The sequence below is a fragment of the Micromonospora sp. NPDC005367 genome, from assembly GCF_040606825.1.
Lineage (GTDB): Bacteria > Actinomycetota > Actinomycetes > Mycobacteriales > Micromonosporaceae > Micromonospora.
The window spans coordinates 18,445-43,234 of sequence record NZ_JBEXFP010000017.1; the positions used below are offsets into that span (position 1 = coordinate 18,445).

A 24,790-nucleotide genomic window follows, 5' to 3' on the forward strand; every position below is an offset into this window, starting at 1 on the left:
CCGACGGCTCAGGTCCACCTGCGGGATGCCGTACGACTCGCACGGCATCCCGCGTCCGAACCCTCGTGGTCGTCAGCCGACCACGCCCCCGGTCAGGACGTCGCCTGGTCCAGCCGGCCGGTGGCGGCGAGCTGCTTGTACCAGTGCGCGCTCTGCTTCCAGGTACGGACCTGGGTGTCGTAGTCGACCCGGATGATCCCGAACCGGCGGTCGTAGCCGTAGCCCCACTCGAAGTTGTCCAGCAGCGACCAGACGAAGTAGCCACGCACGTCCGCGCCCTGCGCCCGGGCGTCGGCCACCGCCGCGATGTGCCGCCGCAGGTAGTCGATGCGCCGGTCGTCGGAGATCGTGCCGTCGGCCGACACCACGTCGTCGAAGGCCGCGCCGTTCTCGGTGATCATCAGCGGCTGGCTCGGGTACTCGCGGCGCAGGCGCAGCAGCAGCTCGGTGAACGCCTCCGGGTCGATGTTCCAGCCCATCGCCGTGTACGGGCCGGGCTGCGGCAGGAAGTCCACGTCGTCGGCGGCCACCCAGGGCGTCGCCGCCGACTGGCCGTGCCCGTCCGCGTCGGAACGGGGCGACACCCCGTCCCAGGCGCGGACCAGCGTGCTGGAGTAGTAGTTCACCCCGAGCATGTCCAGCGGCACCGCGATGAGCTTCTCGTCGCCGTCGTGCACGAACGACCAGTCGGTGACGGACGCCGTGTCGGCCAGCAGGTCTGCCGGGTAGGCGCCGTCCAGCATCGGGCCGAGGAAGGCGCGGTTCGCCAGGGCGTCGATCCGGCGTACCGCGTCGAGGTCGGCCTCCGAGTCGGACGCCGCGCGGACGACGTGCAGGTTGAGCGTCACCGACAGGTCGGCCGCCGGGGCGGTCTCCCGCACCACGCGCCCGGCCAGGCCGTGCGCCAGGTTCAGGTGGTGCACCGCGGCCAGCGCCGCCGCCGGCTCGGTACGCCCCGGCGCGTGCACGCCGGAGGCGTAGCCCAGGTACGCGGAGCACCACGGCTCGTTCAACGTGGTCCAGGTGTGCACCCGGTCGCCCAACGCCCCGACGATGCCGGCCGCGTACTCCTCGAAGCGCAGCGCCGTCTCCCGCGACGCCCAGCCCCCGGCGTCCTCCAGCTCCTGCGGCAGGTCCCAGTGGTACATGGTCGCCACCGGGCGCACCCCGCGCTCCAGCAGCCCGTCGACGAGACGGGAGTAGAAGTCGATGCCGGCCCGGTTGAACTTGCCGGAGCCGCCCGGCTGCACGCGGGGCCACGCGATGGAGAACCGGTACGCGCCCAGGCCCAGCTCGGCGATGTGCCCCAGGTCCTCCCGCCAGCGGTGATAGTGGTCGGCGGCCACGTCGCCGGTGTCGCCGTTCAACGTCCGGCCGGGGGTGTGACTGTAGGTGTCCCAGATGGACCGGCCCCGGCCGTCCTCGGTGGCCGCCCCCTCGATCTGGTACGAGGCGGTGGCCGAACCCCAGACGAAGCTCTCGGGAAAGACGTACCCCGTCATCGCTGCACTCCCTGGATCTCGCAGTGGTGTCCCGTCGACTCTCCCGCCACCAGTTCGGCGGCGGCTGCGCCGTCCGCGTAGCGCACCTCGAACTCGGCGGCCGGCCCGTTCCCGGGCGACGGCACCCGTACCCGGGTCCGCTGGCCCTGCGTCGGTGCGAAGAGCCGCAGGCGTACTCCGTCGGCCCACTCGTAGTCCGGCCGGTCGGTGCGGTTCCCGAACGGGATCACCGCGCCGGGCCGGGCCAGCACGGGCAGGCTGTCGAACTCGTGCTTCTCGGTGAACCACGCCGGACCGGTGAGCTGCTCGCCGGTCACGAGGTGGGTCCAGGTGCCGGCCGGCACGTAGAACGTCACCTCCCCGTCGGCGCTCATCACCGGCGCCACGAGGACGTCGGGACCGAGCATGTACTGCCGGTCAAGGTACGCCGCGGCCGGGTCGTCCGGGAACTCCAGCACCATCGGCCGCATCATGGGCACGCCGTCGCGGTGTGCCTCCTCGGCGACCGCCGCGAGGTACGGCATCAGGCTCATCTTGAGCCGGGTGAAGTGCCGCAACACGTCGACGGCCTCGTCGTCGAACGCCCACGGCACCCGGTACGAGCCGGAGCCGTGCAGCCGCGAGTGCGAGGAGAGCAGTCCGAACGCGATCCACCGCTTGAACACCGCCGGGTCCGGGGTGCCCTCGAAGCCGCCGATGTCGTGGCTCCAGTAGCCGAACCCGGACGCGGCCAGCGACAGCCCGCCGCGCATTGACTCGGCCATCGCCACAAACGTGGACTCGCAGTCGCCGCCCCAGTGCACCGGGAACTGCTGCCCGCCGGCGGTGGCCGACCGGGCGAAGAGCACCGCCTCGCCCTCCCCGCGTTCGGCCTCCAGCAGCTCGAAGACCGCCTTGTTGTAGAGGTGGGTGTAGTAGTTGTGCATCCGCTGCGGGTCGGAGCCGTCGTGCCAGACCACGTCGGTCGGGATGCGCTCACCGAAGTCGGTCTTGAAGCAGTCGACGCCCATGTCGAGCAGCGCCTTGAGCTTGCCGGTGAACCAGGCGACCGCGTCCGGGTTGGTGAAGTCCACCAACGCCATGCCGGCCTGCCACTTGTCCCACTGCCAGACCGACCCGTCCGCCCGGCGGACCAGGTAGCCGTGGCGGCGACCCTCCTCGAACAGGTACGAGCGCTGCGCGATGTACGGGTTGATCCAGACGCACACCTTCAGGCCACGCTCGTGCAGCCGGCGCAGCATGCCCTCCGGGTCGGGGAAGGTCGCCGGGTCCCAGACGAAGTCGACCCAGTGGAACTGCCGCATCCAGAAGCAGTCGAAGTGGAACACCGACAGCGGCAGGTCCCGTTCGGCCATCCCGTCGATGAACTCGGTGACGGTCTTCTCGTCGTACGAGGTGGTGAACGACGTCGACAGCCACAACCCGTACGACCAGGCCGGCACCCGAGCCGGTCGGCCGGTCAACGCCGTGTAGCGCCGCAGCACGTCCTTCGGTGTGGGGCCGTCGATCAGGTAGTAGGTGAGCGTCTGACCCTCGACGCTGAACTGCGTCTGCGACACCACCTCCGAACCGATCTCGAACGCCACGTGCTCCGGGTGGTCGACGAAGACCCCGTAGCCGCGGTTGCTGAGGTAGAACGGCACGTTCTTGTACGCCTGCTCGCTGGCGGTGCCGCCGTCGGCGTTCCAGATGTCGACGACCTGGCCGTTCTTGACGAACGCGCCGAACCGTTCGCCCAGCCCGTACACGGTCTCGCCCACGTCGAGCCCGAGCCGCTCGTGCACGTACTCGCGGCCGTCGGCGTCGGTGACGACGCCGATGCTGCGCTCGGTGGACGACGTCAGCAGTCGGTCGCCGTGCAGGAAGTCGACCCGCCAGCCGTCGACGAGCGAGATCCGGGCGGTCAGCCGTCCGCTGGCCACCGTTGCGCTGGGCCCGGTGACGTCGACCTCGACCGGGTGCTCGTCACCGGCGGCCACCTCGAACCGGGGCAGCCTCGGTGACTCGCCGAGGTGGTGGGCGATGGTGACGCCGATGACCCCGTCGGCGGGCGAGAAGAACCGTACGGTGACGACCGGGCGGTTGAGGGTGTCGCCGCGACTGGTGATCCGGCCGGTGGGGGCGAAGACGGTGAGACCGCGCTCGTCGGGCTCGACCGACTCCACCGCGCCGGGGCGCAGCACGGTGACCCCCGGTCGCATCTGCCAGTACCCGTCGGTGAACTTCACTTCTCGGCTCCTGCCGTGATGCCGCGCGAGAGAGTGCGCTGGAAGATGAGGAAGAAGAGGATGGCCGGCACCAGGCTGATCAGCGCGCCCGCGTTGGTGGTCGGCGCGTCCATCAGCCGGTCGCCCTGCAACGACGCCAGCGCGACCGGGATGGTCTGCGTGGAGTTGTCGATGAGCATGACCAGCGGGATCAGGAACTCGTTCCAGGTCCAGATGAAGAAGAAGATGAGCAGCACCGCGAGGGTCGGCCGGAGGTTGGGGAAGACCACCCGCCAGAGGATCTTCCACCTGCCCGCACCGTCCAGGGCCGCCGCCTCGAGCAGCGAGCGGGGGAAGGTGCCGAGCACGGAGGCGAGCAGGTAGGTGCCGAACGCGCTCTGGATGACGGTGAAGATGATGATCACCGAGAGCTGGGTGTTGTAGAGGCCGACCTGCTTCGCCACGTAGTAGAGCGGGTAGATCAGCGCCTCCTGCGGCAGCATGTTGGCCAGCAGGAAGAGCCCGACGATCCAGAGCCGGCCGCGGACCCGGCCGATGCCCAGGGCGTACGCGTTGAGCAGCGACACGACGACGCCGAGGACCGCGACGGAGCCGGCGATGAGCGCCGAGTTCCACAGCTTCAGCGGGAAGTTGACCTGGGTCCAGTAGTTCCGCAGACCCTTGGTGTAGAACTCCGAGGGCCAGCTCAGCGGGCCGCCCGACGAGTAGTCACCGGGCGACTTGAACGCGTTGAGCAGCATGAACACGAACGGCACCAGCATGGCGAGCGCGCCGAGGGTGACCAGGACGAGGACGATCCAGCGGCTCGCGCCGCGGTGGTGCCGGTCGCGGGCGGGCTGCGGCCGGCGCGGGGTCACCGCGTTCTCGGCCGGTGTGAGCGTGACGGTCATGTCAGACCCCCCGGTCCTGGCGCTCGCTGCGGTACTGCAACCAGATGAACACCACGGCCACCACGATGATGATCAGGGTGAGCACGGTGGAGATCGCGGAGCCGTAGCCGACCTGGAGCTTCTTGAAGAACGTGTAGTAGGCGAAGTACGACGGCACGTTGGTCGAGTTCTCCGGCCCGCCACGGGTCAGCGCGAACACCGGGCCGAACACCTTCAGCGCCGCGATGGTGCAGGTCAGCGCCACTACGAAGGTCTCGGGCCGGATCTGCGCCAGGGTGATGGCCCGGAACCGGCGGAACCAGTTGGCGCCGTCGACCTCGGCGGCCTCGTACAGCTCGGGATCGACGCGTTGCAGCGCGGCCATGAAGACGACCACCGGGTAGCCGATCTGCACCCAGATCATCACCGCCATCACGCTGGGCATGGCGGTGTTCGGGTCGCCGAGCCAGTCGTGCCGCAGCGCGCCGAGGCCGATCGCGTCGAGCAGGCTGTTGAACGCGCCGTCCGGGCGCAGGATCCAGCCCCAGACGATGCCGGCCACCACGACCGGCAGCACCTGCGGCAGGTAGAAGGCGGCGCGCAGCGCGGCGGCGGTCCGTGGCTTGAACTTCCGCCCGATGACGTCGAAGAGCGCGGCGGCGAGCACCAGCCCGAGCAGGGTCGGCACCACCACCATCGCGACGATCATCGCGAGGGTGTTCTTGAAGGACGTCCAGAACACCTGGTCGTGCAGCAGGTGTTGGTAGTTGTCCAGGCCGATGAAGGTGGGATCGCCGACGCCGGACCACTTGGTCAGCGACAGGTAGAGGGTGCCGACCAGCGGCGCACCGATGACCAGGATGAAGAGCACCGCTCCGGGCAGCAGGTAGAGCCAGTATCCGGCGTTGCCGTTACGACGCTTCCGGCCGGTCGGGGTGGGTTCGGTGGAGGTGGCGGGCCGTTCCGGGCCGGCCACGGTCTCCGGGAATGCCATGGGAGATCCTTCCCGGCGGGGTGGGCGTGCCGGTCGTGCCGGGCGCGCCCACCCCTCGCCGTGTCACTTGCCGGTGATCTCCTTGACGCCGTCGTCGTACGGCTTGGCGATCGCGTCGAGTACCTGGTCGGGCTTCTTGGACCCGTTGATCAGACCCTGGAAGCCGGACACCAGCACGTCGTAGTAGCCAGGCACCGGCCAGTCCGGGTAGAAGGCCAGACCGTCCTGCTGGCTGATCACGTTGAAGTTCTCGATCAGCTTCTTGTTCTTCGGGTCGGTGATCTTCGACGGGTCACCGGCAACCGGAACACCGCCGTTGTTGCCGATCAGCGCCTGGATCTCCGGGCGCATGGTGATGTCGATGAAGTCGTACGCGAGGCTCTTGGCCTTGCTGTTGGTCGGGACCACCCAGAGGTTGCCCGACGAGCCCGCGTGGAACTTGTTGCCGGGGAACAGGAAGGAGTCCCAGTTGAACTTGATCTCGTCCTTGAAGCGGCCGTACCACCAGCTGCCGGAGACGATCATCGGGGCCTTGCCGGAGATGAAGGCGGTGCCCATGTCCTCGGCCTTCAGGCTCGCCGAGTCCTTGGCGACGTAGCCCTTGTTCACCCAGTCGGCGAAGGCCTCCGCGCCGTACTTCAGCGGGTCGGCCTTGAAGTCCACCGGGTTCTTGTAGAGCTGGTAGTCGTCGACGAACTTCCGGTCGGCCTTGGAGAGCGCCAGCTGGTAGAAGAGCTGACCGGCCGGGTACTCGGCGCCGGCCTCGGCCAGCGGGGTGACGCCCTTGCTGACGAAGGTGTCCATCGCCGTGGTCATCTCGTCGAGTGTGGTCGGCACCTTGATGCCGTACTTGTCGAAGAGGTCCTTGTTGTAATAGACCATGACGTACTCGCCGTAGTTCGGCACGCCGTACCAGTTGCCCGAGCCCATCACGCCCTTGTCGCTGTACCGGGCGGTGGTCTGCAGGCTGGGGCTGAGCTCCTTGTCCCAGCCGCGCTTGGTCGCCTCGCCGCTCAGGTCGGTGAGCAGTCCCTGGGAGGAGAGCAGGCCCGCGGTCGCGTTGCCCTTGTTGTACTCCATCAGGTCCGGGCCCTCGGACGAGTTGATGATCATGCCGGCGTTCTGCTGGATCTGCTCGAACGCCTTGCGTTCGAACTGGACCTCGACGCCCGGGTGCTCGTCCTTGAAGATCTGGATCGCGCGGTCCCAGGCGATTCCCATCGCGCTGTTCTCGCTCTCGTAGTGCCAGAGCTTGAGGGTCTTGGCATCGCTGCCGTCGCCGCCCTCGTCGCTGCCGCACGCGGCCACCGTGGTCGCCGCCGTGGCGGCCAGTGCGACCGCAGCGATCACCCTACGGAATCGCCTCATTGCTATCCTCCTGGTGAGTATCGTCCCGGTACTTACCTGGCCCGTCGTCGCGTGGCAGCGCGACGGCGGGCCGACGTGTGTCACGTCCCCGGCGGGCCGGAGCCGGTCGGGTCGCTGTGGTCGCCGTCGATGACGACGACCTTCCGTGCGGCCGGGGAGGTCGATCCCCGTACCTCCAACGCGCACGGCAGCAGTTGCTGGTGCTGGGCGTCCCCGGCGTTCTCGACATGGCGCAGCAGCGCCTCGACTGCGATCCGCCCGAGCGCCGAGCCCGGGGAGGTCATCGCGGTCAGTGCGGGGGTGGCCAGCTCGGCGACCTGAGGTGAGGTCACCATCGAGACCACGGAGACGTCGTGCGGGACCGCGAGGCCCCGGTTGGTCAGTTCGCCGAGGATCCCGAAGATCGCGTTTTCGTTCATGACCAGCACGGCGCTGAGGTCGGGTGCCGCCGCGAGCGCCGCGGCCAGGGCCGCGCGTCCGCCGGCCGCGCTGTCCTGCGTCGGGATCATCAGGGGCTCCAGGCCGTGGCCGGTCATCGCCGTCACGAAGGCGTCCCGGGTACGTACGGCCGGCCCGTAGCCGGTCGCGATGGCGGCCGCCGAGTGGTTCACGTAGACGATGCGCCGGTGCCCGAGGTCGACCAGGTGGTCGACGGCTTCCCGGACGGTCTGGTCGAAGTCGATGTCCACGTACGACAGGCCGGTGGTGTCGCCGGTGCGGCCGATCAGCACCAGCGGCACGGCGGCCTCCTGGAGCGCGGTCACCCGTTCGTCCTCGACCTGTACCTCCATCAGCACGGCGCCGTCGAGCATCCGCTGGCTCGCCAGCCGGCGGAGGTCGTCGAGGTCGCCGACGGGGGAGAGGACCAGGTGGTAGCCGGCGGCGCTCGCCGCGGCCGCCGCGCCGGTGACGAAGGCGGTCTCGGTGGCGCCCAGCCCGCGCTCGTCCATCGGCATCAGCAGCCCGACGATCCGGCTGCGCCGGCTGGCCAGCCCGCGCGCCATGGCGTTGGGCTGGTAGCCGAGTTCGGTCATGGCCGCGAGCACCTTGTCGCGGGTGGCCTGGGAGATGGGGCGCGTGCCGGTCAACACGTACGACACGGTGCTGACCGAGACCCGGGCGAGGCGCGCGACGTCATGCATCGTTGCCATCGCGCACCTCCTTTGGTCGCGCTCCCACCCGGCTGTCGAAGCGTTTCGACTAACCGTTTCGACGGAACCGTAGGACACGTTCACCGCGCCGTCAATAGTTGTTTTCGAGCCGTGGCCTGCCCGGATGCTCGGGCCGCCGGTGGCGGAGGGCGGTCCCGGTGGCCGGTGGGGTTGATCGACTCGACTTCATTGCTGTCGGGCTGTCCCGGACGTCCGGACGGCCCGACAGCATGGATCTCGAGTTGACCATCGCTCCGGCTGGGGTGCGAGCCCCACGAGCCCGAGCCGACCTCGCTCAGCCGCTGGCTCTCGCCGCCGCCAGCGAATCTCGGCCAACGAGGTCCCGGGCAAGCTTGATCTCCTCCACGCCCTCCTCGAAGCGGACGGGGCCGGCCGGCGGCGCGGACGGTGCTGTGTACGGGTGGAAGGCGTCAGCGATGTCATCCGTGTCGTTGATGAAGTCCAGCACGGCCAGGTCGGACTGGCTTCTGCGGTCGCGGTTTAGCCGGCAGAGGGTCTGCACGTCACCGCAAGCAAGGGGTACTGGCGTGTCGCCGGATCGGCTGTCGGTCAGTGGGTCGTGTCCACTGCTCACGGGGCGACCGTGGTTTGGAGCGTCTGTGTTGAAGCTGGTGCCGGCTTGGAGCAACGGTGACGAACCGAGGGATGCGGGACTGTATGTCCGGTGGTGCGAGTAGGGGGACGGGTGACCCGTCCCCCTACTCGGTTGGTTATGTCTGGTGGTGACTGATGCGGTCCGGTCTGACGACGAGGAGGCCGGGCAGGGTCGATTCGAAGCGAAGAGCGTCCGATCGCCGCGCACAGTGCGGGGCCCGTCTCGCTGATCGAGCGCAGGTGCCGCCGCCTGGCGCAGCGGGTAGGGGCGGCTGGGCCTCGCTACCAGTTGCCTCCGTTGAATGACCGCTTGTACCAACCGCGGTGGTCGTTGGAAGCGGTCGCAATCGTATAAATGATGCCGCCGACCGCGATCAGGAAGGGTGCCCACCCGACCGTTAGACTGTCGAAATCCTGAGCCCAACCGGAGGCATGGCCACCCCCTGAGTTGAGTTCCTGATACCAGACGTGGTTATCGGGAGCCCGCCCGGCCATCTGCATGTTGCCGGTGTTGGAGGTGGCATGCGACCACTGCCCGCTCGGTCAGTTGGTGTTGGTCGACCCGGGTGGGTTCGTCGCGGCAGCGGATGGGGCGCTCGTTGTGGAGGTGCCCGGGGCCGCCCCGGTGTCCGCCTTGATGACGTGCCATGTGCCCATCACGCCTTCACCGTTCGTCTGGCCGGGCGCGCTGTCCTGTGTGTAGCGGTACGCCGGGTGCCCGTCGTACGCGGCCTGTGTGGAGCCCTCCGGACGGGTGATCGTGCTCAACGTGCCCGGCAGCGTCGTACCGTTCGCGGCGCTCGGCGTGCCCGCCACCGGCGGCCAGAGTGCGGCGCATTGCCCCGTGCACGCGGACGAGGTCGGGGTGTCCGGGTCGAACCGGTAAAGCGTGAAGCCGCTCGCGTCGGTCAGAACCGTGCCGAGTGCCGTGTCCGCAGTGCCGAACACCGCGCCGGACGTGCCACTGCCGGATGATGCAGAACCCGTCGGCTGCGAATCGTACGATCCCGGTGAGCCGTCGTTCTGACCCCCGCACGCGGCCAATGCGGCGAGCGCCACCACGGTCGCCCCGACGCGGGCAACGCGAATACGCCTGTTCATGACCGTTCTCCCTCGCGACTGCTGGTAGACATCTCTCAGTCACGAGGGTTGGCCGAAATCGGTTCGAGAGGTGTGATTCACCAGACACCCAGCGAGCTTCGCCGAAACGCTTCGTAGCAAGACGCGCACTGTTCAGCTCGGATGCCGCTACGCATCACCGTCCTGCGACCGGGAGGTGGAGACGGGCCTCGTCTCCGGGCATCCGGCTCTCCGCTGATTTCACGTAGGACACCCGGCACCGTTTCGGCGCTCCACGTTGGGCATGCTTTCGATCCCGCTGCTGTCCGATCAGTGAGGATCAGCGCACGAGTTGCGTGCTGTCCACGGTGAGCCACTCGCGTTCGTTGAAGTCGGGGTGATCTGCGGTCCGGGACAGCCCGACATCATGGATCTCGCGTTGAGTATTACCTACGCCGGAATGTCGGCGAAGAACTCGCGCAGGGCGGCCGCGACCAGGTCGGGCGCCGTCATGGTCACGAAGTGCGACTGCCCCTGCCAGATGACTCGGCGGGCCCGCGGCATCGCCTCCGCGAGGGCGTTCATCGTGGTGGGCATCGGCTCCCAGGTGTCGGCGCCCTGCATGAGAAGAGTCGGTACGGCTATCGAGGACCAGCGCCCGACCTCCGTGCCGTCCTCGGCGAGCGCTTCGAGATCGTGCAGCCAGCCGACCGCCGACCGCCGTGCCTCGACCGGGTCTGGGGTCCGGTCACCGGCTGCGGCGGCGAGCGCAGCTACAACCTCGGCCGGGACCCGGGTCACCTCGTTCAGTGTCGCGGCCATCGCGCGACGGTCGTCGCGTTCGAAGGCGGCGCGGTACCGGTCGCGCAGCGGCACGGTCTCCGGGCCGGCGGCGAAGAGCGGCGGCTCGAAGAGCGCGAGCGAACGCAGCGCGCGCGGCACCGACAACGCGGTGTGCAGCGACAGGGTCGCCCCGTAGGAGGCCCCGACGAGGTGCACCGCCTTGCTGGACGGTGCGGACGCCGCCTGGATCACGGCCGCCAGGTCGGCGACCTCGTCCGCGAAGGACTTGCTCCCGGCCGGAACCGCACTCGGTCCGTATCCGCGCCTGGCCGGCATCCACACCTCGTGGTCCTGGGCGAGTCGGTCGGCGACCGCGGTCCAGGAGTGCAACCCGCCGCCCGACCCGTGCACCAGGACGACCGGGTCACCGGTGCCGACGACCCGGACCACCAGGCGTGTGCCGTCCGCCGGCCGGACGTGCTGATCGTGGCTCTCGAAGTTCGTCACTGCCGCTCCTCGGTTCTGGTCGGCCAGTTGCTCAGGGTGGCGTGCATCGCGTCGAGGATGCTGCTCCACGACACGTCGATATCGCGGGGATGCCCGAATCCCTCGACGGTTTCCAGACACGCGAAACCGTGGAAGGTGCTGCGGACGAAACGGATCGCGTCGGTCAGCTCCGGCTCGTCGAGCCCGTACCCGCGCAGCATCGCGTAGCTCAGTTCGATGAGGCGGAGATGGCCCGACGAATTCGTACCGACCTCGGGCGGCAACTGCAATTGAGTGGCGGCGTACTGCCCAGGGTGGGATGTCGCGAAGTTGCGCCAGGCCTCGCCGAATCCGACCAGGGCCTGCCGACCCGAGCGGCCCGCCACGGCCAGCGCGAGCCGGTCGGCGAACGCGGCGGCCGCTCGCACGGCGACCTGCTCGATCAGCGCGTCACGGTTGCGCACGTGCACGTACAGCGCGGCATCCGAAACCCCGAACTGCCGCGCGACCGCCGCGACGGTCAACCGCGACAACCCGACCCTGTCCGCCAGCTCCGCTGCCGCGGCAGCCACCCGGGCACTTGTCAAACCCTGCCGTGGCATGCGGCCCTTTCCCTCACTAAGAAATAACTTAGGAGCCCTAAGGTAACAGACGACCTGCGCCCGCAGCGGTGTGGTGCGGATGAGATCCAACGCCCCGCAGCCGGGGCGATCCACGATCCGGGGACGCCCCGAGAGCGAGGATCTCGAGTCGGTCGCCACGCCCGTCGCCAAATGGCGGTGGCTGATCAGCCTGAGGCGTCGTATGCGTCGGGTCGCTGATTGTGCGAAGAGGTTTCGCCACGGAAGGCGATCAAAAAAAGGGGAGCTCTGCTCCCCGCCACTTCCAACTTATAGCGCACCGGGGGTCTTGCGGCAAGACCCGGGTCGTGCCGCAGAATCGCTGACCGATGCCGGGACCTGCGGAAATGCGCACCGGGGACGCCCTGCGGCGGGTGGTGGCGGCCAGCGACTCAGATCGGATCTGATGAATTGAATTCGCAGAATGACAGCGCGTTCGACCTTCCCGAACGACTCTCGGCCAAGGCCGACCCGACGCTGATCGGGAGCGACGAGCGATACTTCGCCGCCCTCGGGGAAACCCTTGAGCAACTGTTCACCGACCTGTCCGAGCGCCTCGATGACGCGCGCAAGGCGCCCGGCGGCAAGGGACGGCAGGCGTTGGACCGGGACCAGGAGGTCCGTCGACTCACCGCTCGCCTGCGCGCGCTACGCCGCTTCGAACTGGACCTGTGCCTCGGACACATGGTCGGCGCGGACGACCCCGAGCCCGTGTACATCGGACGACGTGGCCTCACGGACAGCTCGGGTCGGCGGCTCCTGCTCGACTGGCGCTCTCCGGCGGCCGAGCCGTTCTTCGGGGCGACCCACGCCAACCCGATGGGCCTGGCGAGCCGCCGCAGGTATCGCTGGACCCAGGGCCGGATCACCGACTACTGGGACGAAGTGTTCACCCCGGACGGCTTCGAGGGGCACGCCGCCGCGCTCGACGACCAGTCAGCCTTCATCGCCAGCCTGGGCGGCAGCCGGTCGGACCGGATGCGGGACGTGCTCGGCACGATCCAGGCCGACCAGGACGCCATCATCCGCGCGGGGTCGAGCGGCACGCTCGTCGTCGACGGCGGTCCGGGTACGGGGAAGACGGTCGTCGCCCTGCACCGCACCGCGTACCTCCGCTACGCCGATCCTCGCCTCGGTCGCCGCCGGGGCGGTGTGCTGTTCGTCGGACCGCACCAGCCCTACCTGGCGTACGTCGCCGACGTCCTGCCCAGCCTCGGCGAGGAGGACGTGCAGATCTGCACCCTGCGGGATCTCGTCCCCGAGGGCGCCACGGCAGTCGTGGAGACCGACCCGGAGGTGGCGCTGCTGAAGTCGTCCGCGGAACTGGTCAAAGCGATCGAGGCGGCCGTCCGGTTCTACGAGGAACCGCCGCCGAAGGGGATGACGGTCACGACGGACGAGGCCGACATCTGGTTGAGCGCCGACGACTGGGCGGAGGCGTTCGAGGCGCCGGGCCCCGGCGCCCCGCACAACGAGGCACGTGACGAGGTCTGGTCGGAGTTGCTCACCATCCTGTCGGACAAGTACGACGGCGACGAGCCGAAGGACCTGGTCCGCGGCTCGCTGCGGAGGAACAGGGAGCTGCGAACCACCTTCAACCGGGCCTGGCCGATGCTCGACCCGGCCGACCTCGTCGGGGACCTGTGGTCGGTCCCCGCCTACCTGCGCAAGTGCGCGCCCTGGCTCACCCCGGAGCAGGTCCGGAAGCTGCGACGCGACGACCCCCAGGCCTGGACGATCTCCGACCTGCCGTTCCTCGACGCGGCCCGGCAACGCCTCGGTGATCCTGACGCGTCGGAGCGCAAGCGCCGGAACGACGCCTCCGTCGCCGTCGAACGCGAGCGCATGGCCACGGTCGTCGACGAGCTGATCGAGGCTCACACCTATGACGACGGTGAAGGTGTGCTGGCGAGCCTGCGCCAACCGGACCTCCAGGATGCCCTGGTCGACGAGACTGTGCTGCCCAGCGTCGAGCCCGACCGGCTGGCCGGCCCGTTCGCGCACATCGTCGTGGACGAGGCGCAGGAGCTGACCGACGCCGAGTGGCAGATGCTGCTGCTGCGCTGCCCGTCCCGGAGCTTCACCATCGTGGGCGACCGTGCCCAGGCCCGGCACGGGTTCACCGAATCGTGGCAGGAACGGCTCGAGCGGGTCGGGCTCGACCGGATCGACCTGGCCTCGCTGAGCGTCAACTACCGGACCCCGAGCGAGGTCATGGCGGAAGCCGAGCCGGTCATCCGGGCCGTGCTCCCGGACGCCAACGTGCCGACCTCCATCCGCGGCAGTGGCCTTCCCGTCGTACACGGGTCCACCGCCGAGCTGGACTCGGTCCTGGACAGTTGGCTCGCCGCGAACGCCGACGGGATCGCCTGCGTCATCGGGGACCCCACGTTCGGGGGCACGTCCCGCATCCGGTCGCTGGCCCCGGAGCTGTCGAAGGGGCTCGAGTTCGACCTGGTCGTACTCGTCGATCCGCAGTCGTTCGGAGACGGCATCGAAGCAGCGGTCGACCGCTACGTCGCGATGACCCGGACGACCCGACAACTCGTCATCCTCACCAGCCGGTGAGGTGGCGCACCGGGACGGGCGACGGCTCAGTCCAGGCCGAAGAGGGTCGCGGCGTTGCCCCAGCAGACGGCGCGCAGCCAGTCGTCGCCGAGATCGAGCCGGGCCAGCCCGGCCAGCTGCTCGGCGTACGGGTACGGGATGTTCGGGAAGTCGCTGCCGAGCAGCACCTTTCCGCCGAGCCCCAGGTCACGAAGCCGGGGCAGCTCCTCGGCCGGGAACGGCACGAACCGGTCGAAGAACGAGGTGAACACCATCGTGGTGTCCAGCCGGACCCGTTCGTACCTGGTGGCGAGCTCGAGGAAGGCCCGATAGTCGGGTGCGCCCAGATGCGCGACCACGGCGGTCAGCATCGGGTGTCGGGCGAGCAGGGCGGCGAACGGCTCCGGCCCGGTGTGCGCGGTGCCCACCGGGGCGTGCCCGACGTGCACCACCACCGGTACGCCGGCCTCGGCGAGCAGCCCCCAGACGCTGTCGAGCGCCGGATCGGCCGGCGCGAACCCCCCGACCTGGACGTGCACCTTGAACACCCGAGCGCCGGCCGCCAACGCCTCCTCTACGTAGCGGAAGGCGTCCGGCTCGGGGAAGAAGGTGGCCGAGGGCAGACAGCCGGGAGTGGCCCGGGCGAAGTCGAGGGTCCACCTGTTGAGGTCGGCAGCCATCCCGGGCCGGTGCGCGTACGCCAGCGCGCTGAACGCCCGCACCCCGAGCCGGCGCAGGTGCGCGACCCGCTCGGCGTCGCTCCACCGGTACCGGATCGGCCACTCGGTGCCGACCAGCGGGCCGGCCGCGTCGAAGTACGCCCAGACCCGGCGCAGCAGCCGAGGCGGCAGGAAATGCACGTGTACGTCGGCGAGGCCGGGCAGGCCCAACGCACGCCAGAACGCGGGAACCGTCTCGTCGGCGGCGACGAGGCCCGCCGCGTCCGGGGTGACAAGGCCGCCGGGCCGCGTTCCACCGCGCGAAGCGGGCGCGGCGGCCGGGTGCGGATCTGACGTCATGGGATCGGCTGGTGCGAAGCCGGGGCCGGTCAGATCTCGATGTCGAATCGCTGCAACACCGGGCGGGCCACCAGCCCGGTCGCGGCGAGCAGCGCCACGACGGTCATCACCATCCGCAGCACCACCGTCTCGCCCTTGCTGCCGGTGCGCAGCGCGATCTTGTTGGGCAACCCGATCATCGTCCACATCCGACGCTTGATCGGGATCGGCCAGAGGATGGGCACACCGGCGCGGGTGATCATGTCGCCGAGGATGTGTACGAAGCAGCCCACGCCCAGGGCCGTGCCGATCAACGGATAGCCCCGGCCACCCGGCAGGTTGGCGTAGGTGAACCAGGCCGCCGCCAACGACACGAGGGTGACGATCACCCAGCCGGCCCGTTCCGCCCACTTGTCGAAGAGCCCGCGCAGGGCCAGCCCGATGGTGAAGAACAGCACCCCGATGACGGCCCACTTGCCGTACGCCGCGCAGAGCGCCGTGGTGCCCCAGCCGATCAGCACCGTGAACGGCACGGTGTGGGTCAGGGTCCGGTGGCCGTTCTTGCGCTTCGGGTCCTTGCTGAGTTTCGTCGCGTAGTAGACGCCGAGCGAGATCTTCTCCATCACCTCGGCCAGGAAGAGGCTGACCACGCCGAAGGTGCGGGCCACGGTGGCGCCGCCCTGGTTGGTGGTCACCTTGCCGGAGAGGTCGAGGTCCGGGAAGAGCGCGCCCCCGGCGCAGACGGCGGTGCCGACGGCGAGCGCGAGCGGCGACTGGTGGTAGTCGGCGAACTGGTCCAGCGCCCAGGACCCGGCCAGCCACACCGTCGCGCCCGACAGCGCGTGCGAGGGACCCATCATGTCGGCTCACCCTCCCCAGGGTTCTTGAGCGCCAGAGCGAGATCACTTTAGTCAACGCCCCGTGCGGCGCGGCAGGCCCCCATTCGTCCACAAAGGAGAGACTTAGATGGTCGGGCTGAAGCTCTGCCGGATCATCGCGAAGTAGGCCGCGTTGACCTGCCAGTCGAACTCTTTGGTCAACCAGGAGACGGTGTACGCGCGGTCGGCCGAGGTGTTCGCCAGCAGCCGTGCGGTGTGCATCCGCTCGCCCGCCGCGTCGAGCCAGGCGCACTCCCAGACCGCACCGCCCTCGAAGATGTCCATGGGGGAGATGTCGACCCGGCGATAGCCCGGGAGGGACCCGCCGTCGGTGAGCCGCCGCTCCTCCACCTGCCACCAGAGGGTCGGGTCGACCCGCGCCGCGCTCGCCTCGACGCTGAGCACCCGCGCGCCGCCGGGCTCCCGAAAGCAGGTGACCGCGTCCTCGGTCCAGAGGAACCAGCCGACGGGTGCGGCGATCCGGAACCCGGCCGGATCGGCGTGCCAGGTCCAGCCGGGCACGAGGCGGAACCGGGCACCGGGAGGCGGCGGCACCGACGGTACGGGGCGGGCCGCCGGCGGCGGGGCGGCGGCGCAGGCGAACGCCGCCGCCGGGGCGGTGGGGCTGGCAGCGGCTCCGCCGCCCGACGGCTCGGCCTGCCGATCCCTCCGGTCGACCAGGGCCAGGCCGACACCGACCGCGGAGAGCAGCACGAGCACCGCCGCCGCCGAGCCGAGTACGACACGTCGTCCACGTCCGGCCCCGGCCGACGATTCGAGCCGGACTGGTGGAGGCGAGGGAGGCGCGTGCACCTCCGCCGAGGCCGGTGCCGGCGGGTCCGTCTCCGTCGACGTCGCGCCGGCTTCTGACGGTTGCGGCGCATCGGCGGCCGGCGCCGCGGCGGCGCGCAGCAAAGGCTCAGCCTCGGCAGCGGTCAACCGTCGCCACGGGTCACGCTGAAGCAGGCCGGTGAGGACCGGGCGCAGCGGACCGGCCCGGCGCATCGGGTCCGGCGGCTCGGTGGCCAGGGCGGTCAGTGTCGCCATCGCGCTGTCCCGCGCGTACGGGGGCCGGCCCTCCACGGCCGCGTAGAGCGTGGCGCCGAGCGACCAGAGATCGGTTCGCGGATCCGACACCCCGTCGCGAGCGCGTTCGGGTGCCACGAAGTGCGGCGAGCCGAGGACCATGCCGGGGCCGGTCATGGCGGCGTCTCCGCCGGTGAACGTGGCCAGGCCGAAGTCGGTCAGCACCACGCGACCGTCCGCGGCGACCAGTACGTTGTGCGGCTTGACATCGCGGTGCAGCACCCCCGCGGCGTGCGCGGCGCGCAGCGCGGCCAGCACGGCGAGCCCGATCCTCGCCGTTCTCACCGGATTGAGTGGACCGTCACCGGCGATCATCTGCTCCACCGAACGCGAGCTGACGTACTCCATCACGATCCAGGGGCTCTCCCGGTCATGTACGACGTCGTAGATCCGGACCACGTTCGGGTGGTTGAGCCGGGCGGCGGTACGCGCCTCGCGCAGCGTACGTCGGCGCAGGTCCTCCCGTTCGGCCTCGGCCAGCCAGGCCGGGGGCACGATCTCCTTGACCGCAACGTCGCGGTGTAGCATCTCGTCGCGGGCCCGCCAGACCCGGCCCATCCCGCCGGTGCCGACCAGGTCGACCAGCCGGTACCGGCCCGCGATCAGCAGCTGGCGCACGCTCGCGTCCCCCTCGGTCACCCCCGGTCACACCATAGCCACCGACATCGGTTTTCCTGAGCCCACCAGGGCGGTCAGCGTGGCGGACGCGCGACCGTGCGCCGCCATCAGCAGGCCGTGCCGTCCGCGTAGAGCAGGTTTCCCTCCGGGATGGTGATGCGTGGCCGTGGGTTGCCGACCCGGGTGGCGGAGCGACGGGCCTGGAGCGGGTCGTGCTCGCGGCGCGCGACGGTGTAGCTGCTCGCGGTGCGCGCGGCGATGGCGGCCCAGCTGTAGCGGCGGCCGACCATGCTCCGGGCCTGCCGCGCGACCCGACGGGCGAAGACCTCGTCGCCGAGGAGGCGGTCGACCGCGCCGGCGAGGGCGTCGGGGTCGCTGTGCGGGAAGGTCACCCCGGTGACGTCCGGTTCGACGATCTCGGCGAGCCCGCCGGTGGCCGCGACCGCGAGCGGCGCCCCGGCGGCGGCCGCCTCGAGGGCCACCATGCCGAACGGCTCGTAGAGGCTGGGCACGACCGTCGCGTCGGTCGCGCCCAACAGCGCGGGCAGCTGCGTGGTGTCCAGGAAGCCGGTGAACCGGACGGTCGATCCGAGCGCGAGCTGCCGGGCCTCCTCCTCCAGTTCGTCCCGGTACGGTCCGTCGCCGGCGATCACCACCCGCAGCCCGGGGTGCCGGGCCCGCAGGAACGGCACGGCGTGCACCAGGTGCTGCACCCCCTTCTCGTAGACCAGCCGGCCCGCGTAGCCGACCAGGGGGCCGTCCGCGGCGAACCGGGCCCGGGCCGAGGCGACTGCCCGCGGCCGGGCCCGCCAGGCGCGGTCGTCGACCCCGTTGGGCACCACGTCGATCTGGCCGGTCGACACCTCGAAGAGGGTGGTCACCTGGTCGCGCATGTAGCCCGAGCAGGCGATGACCCGTGTGGAGGAGTTGCTGAGCCAGTGTTCGACGCCGTGGATGGTGCGGTTCATCTCCTCGGGCAGCCAGCCCTGGTGCCGGCCGGCCTCGGTGGCGTGGATGGTCGTGACCAGGGGCAGGTCCAGGTGTTCGGCGAGGGTGACCGCGGTGTGGGCGACGAGCCAGTCGTGGGCGTGGATGACGTCGTAGTCGTCGGCTTCGGTGGCGCGTAGGGCGGCGCGGGTGAGGGTGTGGTTGAAGGCCATGGTCCAGGCCAGGAGGCTGTTGGTGGCCAGGGGGAAGGTGACGGGGTCTTCGGGTGCGCGGATGATGCGCACGCCGTCGGCGTACTCCTCGAGTGGGGCGCCGTCGCTGTGGCGGGTGACGACGGTGACCTCGTGGCCGGCGACGGCGAGGGCGACGGAGAGGGCGTGGACGTGCCGGCCGAGGCCACCGACGAGCACCGGCGGGTACTCCCAGGACAGCATGAGCACTCTCTGCTGCCGGGCGGGTTGCTGGAGGTCGATCACTTCGGCGTCAGCTGACATGCGGCCCCCTCTGAGTTGTCTCCGGGCACGCGCGAACCGGCACCGCTTCTGGTGCCCGCCGCCGCGTCTGGGATCGACACCCATCCTGCCCGCAACGGGATAACCAGCGGAGACACACTCGTTGCGCTCATGTAAAGCGCTAGCGACCCGGTCGCCTCACCCGCAGCAGCTCAGCCACCGACCACGCCTGGAACGGGCAACCCGTCGCCGCGTGCGGTGGCAGACCGTCGGCCGTCTCGCTGACCGAGCCCAGGCCGTACTCGCTCAGATGGGATTCGATCCCCACGAAAACCTCGTCGACCGACATTCCCGCCCGCCGGCAGGCAGCCACGTAGGGTCCGAGCAGCCACGGCCAGACGGTGCCCTGGTGGTAGGCGCCGTCCCGCTCCGCCGGCCCACCCCGGTGCCGTCCGGAGAACTCGGGCGCTTCCGCGGCCAGACTGCGTGGACCGAGCGGGGTGAGCAGCGCCGCCGCGATCCGCCGCAGGGTCGGCTCGTCCGGCTCCAGCGGCGCGTACGGCAGCGACCAGGCCAGCAGTTGATTGGGGCGCAGCGAATCGTCGTCGTGGTGCGCCGCCCCACCCAGCGGGTACGCCGGCGCCGGCGCGTCCACCACGTCGTGCAGCCAACCCCCCGGCGCGGGATAGCGGTCCCGGAAGGAGGCCACCGCCTGCGCGTGCAGCCGGCGCAGTTCCCCGGCGTCCCCACCGGTCGCCTCGGTCAACTCGGCGAGCCCGGCCAGCCCGTTGGCCCAGAGGGCGTTGACCTCCACCGGCTTGCCCGTGCGAGGCGTCACCGGCACCCCGTAGACGCGGGCGTCCATCCAGGTCAGCGCCGTCTCCGGAGTGCCCTGGGTGAGCAGACCGTCGGCCGGGTCGACGGCGATGCCGTACCGGGTGCCGGCCCGGTGCGCGTCGATCACCCCGCGCAGCGCGGGCAGCAGCTCGGCGGCGAGATCCGTGTCGCCGGTGACGGTCACGTGCCGGTTTACCGCGTGCAGGAACCACAGCGTCGCGTCGACCGTGTTGTGCTCCACCCGACCCGTGTCGGCGGTGTTCGCGAGCATCCCCTCCGACAGCGTCGCCGCGTACGAACGCAGCAGCTCCCGTCCCAGCTCGGCCCGGCCGGTGCGGAGAAGGAGCCCCTCGTACGAGATCATCGTGTCCCGCGACCAGGTGCCGAACCACGGATAACCGGCGACCACGTCCGCGGCCGACTCGTCGGTGCGCACCACGAACGCGTCGGCGGCCAGCACGAGCGTCGCCTCGACGTCGTCGGCGGGTTCCGCCTGCGCCACGATCTGCCGGTTGCGCCGGCGGGCCACGTCGATCACCTCGGTCGCCGGCATCGGTTCGAACTCCAGCGGCGCGGCCCAGGCCAGCACCGACACGGTGTCGCCGGGCCGGTCCAGCGCGCCGGAGAAGCGTCCCGCGTACCAGAGGTCCTCCGTCGAGGACAGCCCACGCGCCGCCTCCTCCCGGTGGTGCACGCCGAGCCACCACTGCCCCTCGGGCGCCCAGTTCGGGCCGGCGAGCCGGTACGCGCCCTCCACCACCGCCCCGCCCGCCACCGGCTCGACCCGCAGCGCGGGGCCGTCGGCCCGGCGCTCGCCGTGCGCGTCGCGCCAGGTGCAGGCGGCGGCCAGTTCGAGTCGTACGGGTCCGCCGGAGACGAGCCGGTGCACCACGGCCACGCAGGAGCGGCCGGGCAGCATCGCCAGCTCCCGCTCGATCACCACGTCGCCGATCCGCCACCGCCACCGCGGCACCCCGTCGGCGAGCTCGAAGCGTTCCAGCAGCTCGAACCCGCGCGGATCCACGGTGCCGGAAGCCCACTCGTGCGCGCCCAGGCGCACCCGCGCGCCGGAGGGGAGCAGCACCGCCGGGTCGAGGCTGACCAGCCCCACCCGCCGGGACGCGGGCCGCTCGCCGGCCACCACCAGCAGGCCGTGGTAGCGGCGGGTACGCAGACCGCTGACCGTGCCCATGGCGTACCCGCCGAGGCCGTCGGGCACCAGCCACTCCCGGGTCGCCCCGCTGGTCAGCTCGGTGCAGACCTGGGGTCCGAAGCGAATGTCGATCAACTTTCCTCCACCGGCAGCGGCGTGCCACACGCCACGACGAAAATGGCTCCTGTGGTCAAGTACCCGGACGGCGTCGAAGATGTGCAGGTGATCTCTGACCGTTCGTCCTCCGATGCGCCTGCCCCCGACGCCGAGCGGATCCGGCTCGCCAGAGCCGACGCCGGCGAGCAGGACTGGCGTGCATGGGGTCCATATCTGTCCGAACGGGCGTGGGGGACGGTGCGGGAGGACTACAGCGAGCACGGTACGGCCTGGGACTACTTCCCGCACGACCACGCGCGGTCCCGGACTTACCGGTGGAACGAGGACGGCATGGCCGGCGTCTGCGACGACCGGCAGACGTTCTGTTTCGCGCTCGCGCTCTGGAACGGCGCGGACCCGATCCTCAAGGAGCGGATGTTCGGCCTCGGCGGCGACGGTGGCAACCACGGCGAGGACGTCAAGGAGTACTGGTGGTACGAGGACTCCACGCCGACGCACTCCTTCATGCGGTGGCGGTACCACTACCCGCAGGCCGCCTTCCCGTACGACGAGCTGGTCGCGGTCAACGCGCTGCGCGGCCGGGACGACACCGAGTACGAGCTGGTCGACACCGGCATCTTCGACGACGACCGGTACTGGGCGGTGACCGTCGACTACGCCAAGGCCTCGCCGACGGACATGTGCCTCGTGGTCACCGTGGCCAACCGGGGTGACCGGGCCGCCACCCTGCACGTGCTGCCCACCCTCTGGTTCCGTAACACGTGGGCCTGGGGGTTGCCCGGTGCCGACCGGGTGCCGAGGCTCACGGGGGAGGGGTCACGGCTGGTCGGCGAGCACTGGGTGCTCGGCCAGCTGCTGCTGGAGGGCGACGGTACGCCGACCCCGCTGCTCTGCGACAACGAGACCAACGCCGAGCGGCTCTGGGGGTTGCCGGCCCGCTCCCGCTACCCGAAGGACGGCATCAACGACCACGTGGTCGACGGGGCGGACACCGTCAACCCGGCTCGGGAGGGCACCAAGGGAGCGCTGCACTACGTGCTCGACGTGCCGGCCGGCGGTCAGCGGCAGATCCGGCTGCGGCTCACCCGTACAACCCCGCCGCCGGTCACCGGCCCGCCGCCGGCGGCCGACCTCGGTGCCGGCTTCGACGCGGTGCTCTGGGCGCGGCGGGCCGAGGCGAACCACTTCTTCGCCGGGGTGATCCCGGCCTCGGCGACGCCGGACGAGGCGCTGGTGGCGCGGCAGGCCATCTCCGGTCTGCTGTGGGGCAAGCAGTTCTACCACTTCGACGTCAAACGGTGGCTGGAGGGCGACCCGGCCTCGCCGGCGCCGCCGCCCGGCCGCCGGCACGGGCGCAACAGCCAGTGGTGGCACATGACCAGCTTCGACGTGATCTCCATGCCGGATCCGTGGGAGTACCCCTGGTACGCGGCGTGGGACCTGGCCTTCCACTGCGTCAGCATCGCCCGGGTCGACCCGGGCTTCGCGAAGGCTCAGCTGCTGCTCCTGCTGCGGGAGTGGTACCTGCACCCGAACGGGCAGATCCCGGCGTACGAGTGGGCGTTCGGCGACGTCAACCCCCCGGTGCACGCCTGGGCGGCGTTGAAGGTGTTCGAGATCGACGGCAGCCGGGACCACGATTTCCTGGCCCGGGTGATGCACAAGCTGCTGCTGAACTTCACCTGGTGGGTCAACCGCAAGGACGTGGGCGGAAACAACGTCTTCGAGGGTGGTTTCCTCGGGCTGGACAACGTCGGGCCGTTCGACCGCTCCGCCGCGCTGCCGGTGGCCGGGGCGCTCGAACAGTCCGACGGCACCGCCTGGATGGCGATGTACGCGCTCAACCTGCTCGACATCGCGATCATCCTCGCCGAGCGCGACCGGACCTGGGTGGACACCGCCACGAAGTTCTTCGAGCACTTCGTCTACATCGCCGCCGCCGCGTACGAGCAGGGACTCTGGGACGACGAGGACGCCTTCTTCTACGACGTGCTGAGGCTGACCGACGGCACCAAGGTGCCGTTGAAGGTCCGGTCCGTCGTCGGGCTGCTTCCGCTGGCGGCCGTCACCCGGCTGACCGCCCCTACGCTGCACCACCTGCCGGAGCTCGGCGCGCGGCTGCGCTGGCTGCTCACCCACCGGCCCGAGTACGCCGGTGTGATCGGTGCCCGGCGGCTCGGCCCGGACGGGCGGCAGCAGCGACTGCTCTCCATGGTCGGCCCGGAGCAACTCGCCCGGCTGCTGGCCCGGATGCTGGACACCGACGAGTTCCTCTCCGAGTACGGCCTGCGTACGCTCTCCCGGGCGCACCTGGCGGAGCCCTTCTCGGTGACCCTCGGCGGTCAGGAGTTCCAGGTCGGCTACGAGCCGGCCGAGTCCACGAGCGGCCTCTTCGGCGGCAACTCCAACTGGCGCGGCCCGATCTGGATGCCGACCAACTTCCTGCTCGTCAGCGCGCTGCGCGACTACGCGGCCTTCTACGGCGACGACCTGCAGATCGAGTACCCGACCCGATCCGGGGTGAAGCGGACGCTGAACGAGATCGCCGACGACCTCTCCGCCCGGCTGATCTCGCTCTTCACCCGGGACGGCTGGGGTCGCCGACCGATCTACGGCGCGGCGCAGCTGTTCCAGACCCATCCGGACTGGCGGGACCTGCTCTGCTTCCCGGAGTACTTCCACGGAGACAACGGCGCGGGGCTCGGCGCGTGGCACCAGACAGGCTGGACGGCGCTGGTCGCGGACCTGATCCTCACCCTGCGCCGCTGACCGGAGGCTCCGCCGCGGAGGCTGGGCCGGCACATGCAGTCACCAATCCGTCACGATCAGGTTGCCCACGGTGCTGCCGGTCTACCGTCGTGGGCGTGCCTGGACCTACCGAGGAAGCTACGGAAGAACACCGCCGGGACCTTGTCGTCACGGTCGCTCGGGAGTTGGCCGAGGTCGAGGGTTGGACCGGAGTGACCCCGCGGCGGCTGGCCGAGCGGGCCGGCATCGACATCGGCGACCTGTACCAGCACTTCCCGGATCAGGACGCGGTGCTGGCCGCCGTGGCGGTGTGCGCCTTCGCCGACCTGGCCGCCGACCTGGCCGAGGCCGGCGCGGCGGCAACCGGTGGTCCCGAACGGATCTGGCCGGCCGTGGCGAGCGCGTACCTCGACTTCGCGTACGCGAATCCGGAGGTCTACGACGCGATGCTCGCACTGACGCCCGACCTGGCCCTCGGTGCGCACGGCGTGCCCGCCGCGCCGCAGGCCGTGCTGATCGAGCTGCGGGCGGCGCTGGCTCCGCTGGCCGAAGGGCGGGATCCGGAGACCCTGGCCGAGGTGGGCTGGAGCCTGCTGCACGGGCTGGTCATGCTCACCCGGGGCGGTCGCCTGCGCCCGGAGTCGCAGGAGCAACGGGAGAAGATGATCACGGAACACCTGCTGCGGTGGCTCCGGCCGCAGGCGGCAAGGGTGGACGGAAACCCCGTTGGGCC

Annotated in this window: 17 protein-coding genes and 1 pseudogene; 3 read left to right on the forward strand and 15 right to left on the reverse strand. The window is 70.5% G+C overall.

Annotation, left to right across the window (positions count from 1 at the left end):
- Positions 1-92 precede the first annotated feature (92 nt).
- The 10 genes from ABZS42_RS14485 to ABZS42_RS14530 all read right to left on the reverse strand — a co-directional run bounded on the left by ABZS42_RS14485 (position 93) and on the right by ABZS42_RS14530 (position 11,657).
- Positions 93-1,502: a GH1 family beta-glucosidase gene (locus tag ABZS42_RS14485; protein ID WP_355145268.1), complete on the reverse strand. Its 1,410-nt coding sequence runs from the start codon at positions 1,500-1,502 to the stop codon at positions 93-95.
- A complete protein-coding gene (gene yicI / locus ABZS42_RS14490; protein ID WP_355145270.1) occupies positions 1,499-3,730 on the reverse strand; it encodes an alpha-xylosidase in 2,232 nt (743 codons plus the stop codon). Before yicI ends, ABZS42_RS14485 begins: the two co-directional genes overlap by 4 nt.
- Complete coding sequence (locus ABZS42_RS14495; RefSeq protein ID WP_355145272.1) at positions 3,727-4,620, reverse strand: carbohydrate ABC transporter permease; 894 nt, start codon at positions 4,618-4,620, stop codon at positions 3,727-3,729. Before ABZS42_RS14495 ends, yicI begins: the two co-directional genes overlap by 4 nt.
- Before the next feature lies 1 nt (position 4,621).
- A complete protein-coding gene (locus ABZS42_RS14500; RefSeq protein ID WP_355145274.1) occupies positions 4,622-5,593 on the reverse strand; it encodes a sugar ABC transporter permease in 972 nt (323 codons plus the stop codon).
- A 63-nt stretch (positions 5,594-5,656) separates the two neighbouring features.
- A complete protein-coding gene (locus tag ABZS42_RS14505) occupies positions 5,657-6,961 on the reverse strand; it encodes an extracellular solute-binding protein (protein WP_355145276.1) in 1,305 nt (434 codons plus the stop codon).
- 80 nt (positions 6,962-7,041) lie between these two features.
- Positions 7,042-8,112 carry a LacI family DNA-binding transcriptional regulator gene (locus ABZS42_RS14510; RefSeq protein WP_355145278.1) on the reverse strand — a complete coding sequence of 357 codons (1,071 nt, stop codon included), beginning with the start codon at positions 8,110-8,112 and terminating at the stop codon, positions 7,042-7,044.
- A gap of 295 nt (positions 8,113-8,407) precedes the next feature.
- The gene (locus tag ABZS42_RS14515) at positions 8,408-8,707 is read right to left on the reverse strand and encodes a hypothetical protein (RefSeq protein WP_355145280.1); all 300 of its coding nucleotides are present in this window, start codon (positions 8,705-8,707) and stop codon (positions 8,408-8,410) included.
- Positions 8,708-9,270: 563 nt separating this feature from the next.
- Positions 9,271-9,786, reverse strand: coding sequence for a hypothetical protein (locus ABZS42_RS14520; RefSeq protein WP_355145282.1), 516 nt, complete (start codon positions 9,784-9,786; stop codon positions 9,271-9,273).
- A 450-nt stretch (positions 9,787-10,236) separates the two neighbouring features.
- A complete protein-coding gene (locus tag ABZS42_RS14525) occupies positions 10,237-11,076 on the reverse strand; it encodes an alpha/beta hydrolase (protein ID WP_355145284.1) in 840 nt (279 codons plus the stop codon).
- Positions 11,073-11,657 carry a WHG domain-containing protein gene (locus tag ABZS42_RS14530; protein ID WP_355145447.1) on the reverse strand — a complete coding sequence of 195 codons (585 nt, stop codon included), beginning with the start codon at positions 11,655-11,657 and terminating at the stop codon, positions 11,073-11,075. Before ABZS42_RS14530 ends, ABZS42_RS14525 begins: the two co-directional genes overlap by 4 nt.
- Before the next feature lie 429 nt (positions 11,658-12,086).
- Here ABZS42_RS14530 and helR point away from each other — a divergent pair, with 429 nt between their 5' ends.
- Positions 12,087-14,243: an RNA polymerase recycling motor ATPase HelR gene (helR, locus tag ABZS42_RS14535; protein WP_355145286.1), complete on the forward strand. Its 2,157-nt coding sequence runs from the start codon at positions 12,087-12,089 to the stop codon at positions 14,241-14,243.
- A gap of 26 nt (positions 14,244-14,269) precedes the next feature.
- On the opposite strand, the gene ABZS42_RS14540 is transcribed toward helR, so the two are convergent.
- From ABZS42_RS14540 to ABZS42_RS14560, 5 genes are all read right to left on the reverse strand, one after another.
- Positions 14,270-15,241, reverse strand: a complete 972-nt coding sequence (locus ABZS42_RS14540) for an amidohydrolase family protein (RefSeq protein WP_355145288.1) — start codon at positions 15,239-15,241, stop codon at positions 14,270-14,272.
- A 29-nt stretch (positions 15,242-15,270) separates the two neighbouring features.
- Positions 15,271-16,080, reverse strand: coding sequence for a metal-dependent hydrolase (locus ABZS42_RS14545; RefSeq protein WP_355145290.1), 810 nt, complete (start codon positions 16,078-16,080; stop codon positions 15,271-15,273).
- Between the two features lie 102 nt (positions 16,081-16,182).
- Complete coding sequence (locus ABZS42_RS14550) at positions 16,183-17,823, reverse strand: protein kinase (RefSeq protein WP_355145292.1); 1,641 nt, start codon at positions 17,821-17,823, stop codon at positions 16,183-16,185.
- 86 nt (positions 17,824-17,909) lie between these two features.
- Positions 17,910-19,244, reverse strand: a complete 1,335-nt coding sequence (locus ABZS42_RS14555; RefSeq protein ID WP_355145293.1) for a glycosyltransferase family 4 protein — start codon at positions 19,242-19,244, stop codon at positions 17,910-17,912.
- A gap of 139 nt (positions 19,245-19,383) precedes the next feature.
- Positions 19,384-21,327, reverse strand: coding sequence for an amylo-alpha-1,6-glucosidase (locus tag ABZS42_RS14560; protein ID WP_355145295.1), 1,944 nt, complete (start codon positions 21,325-21,327; stop codon positions 19,384-19,386).
- 42 nt (positions 21,328-21,369) lie between these two features.
- Here ABZS42_RS14560 and ABZS42_RS14565 point away from each other — a divergent pair, with 42 nt between their 5' ends.
- Entirely contained in the window at positions 21,370-24,078 is a 2,709-nt protein-coding gene (locus ABZS42_RS14565; RefSeq protein ID WP_355145297.1) for a glucosidase, read from the forward strand.
- Between the two features lie 95 nt (positions 24,079-24,173).
- Positions 24,174-24,698, forward strand: a pseudogene (locus ABZS42_RS14570) (TetR/AcrR family transcriptional regulator); the annotation flags it as partial.
- Between the last annotated feature and the right edge of the window lie 92 nt (positions 24,699-24,790).

What these genes read in the sequence shown, in the direction of transcription:
- ABZS42_RS14485 (WP_355145268.1), bottom strand. Translation starts at nt 1,502, where the DNA reads ATGACGGGGTACGTCTTTCCCGAGAGCTTCGTCTGGGGTTCGGCCACC.
- ABZS42_RS14495 (WP_355145272.1), bottom strand. Translation starts at nt 4,620, where the DNA reads ATGACCGTCACGCTCACACCGGCCGAGAACGCGGTGACCCCGCGCCGG.
- ABZS42_RS14500 (WP_355145274.1), bottom strand. Translation starts at nt 5,593, where the DNA reads ATGGCATTCCCGGAGACCGTGGCCGGCCCGGAACGGCCCGCCACCTCC.
- ABZS42_RS14505 (WP_355145276.1), bottom strand. Translation starts at nt 6,961, where the DNA reads ATGAGGCGATTCCGTAGGGTGATCGCTGCGGTCGCACTGGCCGCCACG.
- ABZS42_RS14510 (WP_355145278.1), bottom strand. Translation starts at nt 8,112, where the DNA reads ATGGCAACGATGCATGACGTCGCGCGCCTCGCCCGGGTCTCGGTCAGC.
- ABZS42_RS14530 (WP_355145447.1), bottom strand. Translation starts at nt 11,657, where the DNA reads ATGCCACGGCAGGGTTTGACAAGTGCCCGGGTGGCTGCCGCGGCAGCG.
- ABZS42_RS14540 (WP_355145288.1), bottom strand. Translation starts at nt 15,241, where the DNA reads ATGACGTCAGATCCGCACCCGGCCGCCGCGCCCGCTTCGCGCGGTGGA.
- ABZS42_RS14545 (WP_355145290.1), bottom strand. Translation starts at nt 16,080, where the DNA reads ATGATGGGTCCCTCGCACGCGCTGTCGGGCGCGACGGTGTGGCTGGCC.
- ABZS42_RS14555 (WP_355145293.1), bottom strand. Translation starts at nt 19,244, where the DNA reads ATGTCAGCTGACGCCGAAGTGATCGACCTCCAGCAACCCGCCCGGCAG.
- ABZS42_RS14565 (WP_355145297.1), top strand. Translation starts at nt 21,370, where the DNA reads ATGGCTCCTGTGGTCAAGTACCCGGACGGCGTCGAAGATGTGCAGGTG.